At 50.3% G+C, this 1,132-nt stretch carries 9 tRNA genes and 1 rRNA gene; all 10 read right to left on the reverse strand.

Going from position 1 to position 1,132, the window contains the following annotated elements:
• Positions 1 to 216: 216 nt before the first annotated feature.
• A tRNA-Ala gene (locus tag AR335_RS22735) sits at positions 217 to 292 on the reverse strand.
• Between the two features lie 10 nt (positions 293 to 302).
• Positions 303 to 379, reverse strand: a tRNA-Pro gene (locus tag AR335_RS22740).
• A gap of 3 nt (positions 380 to 382) precedes the next feature.
• Positions 383 to 459 (reverse strand) — tRNA-Arg (locus AR335_RS22745).
• A gap of 13 nt (positions 460 to 472) precedes the next feature.
• Positions 473 to 561: transfer RNA gene (locus tag AR335_RS22750), tRNA-Leu, on the reverse strand.
• Positions 562 to 574: 13 nt separating this feature from the next.
• Positions 575 to 649 (reverse strand) — tRNA-Gly (locus AR335_RS22755).
• Positions 650 to 656: 7 nt separating this feature from the next.
• Positions 657 to 741: transfer RNA gene (locus tag AR335_RS22760), tRNA-Leu, on the reverse strand.
• Between the two features lie 18 nt (positions 742 to 759).
• Positions 760 to 835: transfer RNA gene (locus AR335_RS22765), tRNA-Lys, on the reverse strand.
• Positions 836 to 842: 7 nt separating this feature from the next.
• Positions 843 to 918 (reverse strand) — tRNA-Thr (locus tag AR335_RS22770).
• Positions 919 to 925: 7 nt separating this feature from the next.
• Positions 926 to 1,001 (reverse strand) — tRNA-Val (locus AR335_RS22775).
• A gap of 10 nt (positions 1,002 to 1,011) precedes the next feature.
• Positions 1,012 to 1,127, reverse strand: a 5S ribosomal RNA gene (gene rrf / locus AR335_RS22780).
• Positions 1,128 to 1,132: the final 5 nt, after the last annotated feature.

Consider the following 1,132-nt stretch of genomic DNA (forward strand, 5'->3'; position numbering starts at 1 on the left):
CATGTATTAGGCACGCCGCCAGCGTTCATCCTGAGCCAGGATCAAACTCTCCAATAAAGTGTTTGATATAGCTCTTAAAGTTTAAAAATTGATGGGATTTTAAAATCCCTGACTTACCTGGCTTTTGTTTGGTTTTCAAAGAACTAATTTGCTGCTTCGAACAGCAACTTTCATATCATACCCATTAAAAAAGAAAATGTCAACACATTTTCGAAATGGTGGAGCCTAGCGGGATCGAACCGCTGACCTCCTGCGTGCAAGGCAGGCGCTCTCCCAGCTGAGCTAAGGCCCCTTAACAAAGATGGTCGGGAAGACAGGATTTGAACCTGCGACCCCCTGGTCCCAAACCAGGTGCTCTACCAAGCTGAGCCACTTCCCGATATGGCGCGCCCTGAGAGATTCGAACTCCCGACCTTTTGATTCGTAGTCAAACACTCTATCCAGCTGAGCTAAGGGCGCATATAAATTTAATTGGTGCCGAGGGCCGGACTCGAACCGGCACGGTAGTCACCTACCGCAGGATTTTAAGTCCTGTGTGTCTGCCAATTCCACCACCCCGGCAGGCAGAAAAAAATGGAGCGGAAGACGGGATTCGAACCCGCGACCCCAACCTTGGCAAGGTTGTATTCTACCACTGAACTACTTCCGCATCCGTATGGTGCGGGTGAAGGGACTCGAACCCCCACGTCATAAGACACTAGATCCTAAGTCTAGCGCGTCTGCCAATTCCGCCACACCCGCATATAAAATTTTTGAAAATGGTGAGCCATGAAGGACTCGAACCTTCGACCCTCTGATTAAAAGTCAGATGCTCTACCAACTGAGCTAATGGCTCTTGAAAGTGGTGCCGGCTAGAGGACTTGAACCCCCAACCTACTGATTACAAGTCAGTTGCTCTACCAATTGAGCTAAACCGGCGAAATAATGGTGGAGGATGACGGGTTCGAACCGCCGACCCCCTGCTTGTAAGGCAGGTGCTCTCCCAGCTGAGCTAATCCTCCATATGTATATGCCTGGCAACGTCCTACTCTTACAGGGGGAAGCCCCCAACTACCATCGGCGCTGAAGAGCTTAACTTCCGTGTTCGGTATGGGAACGGGTGTGACCTCTTCGCTATCGCCACCAGACATAT

This window comes from Fictibacillus sp. FJAT-27399, assembly GCF_001510655.1.
Taxonomy (GTDB): Bacteria; Bacillota; Bacilli; order Bacillales; family Fictibacillaceae; genus Fictibacillus_C; species Fictibacillus_C marinisediminis.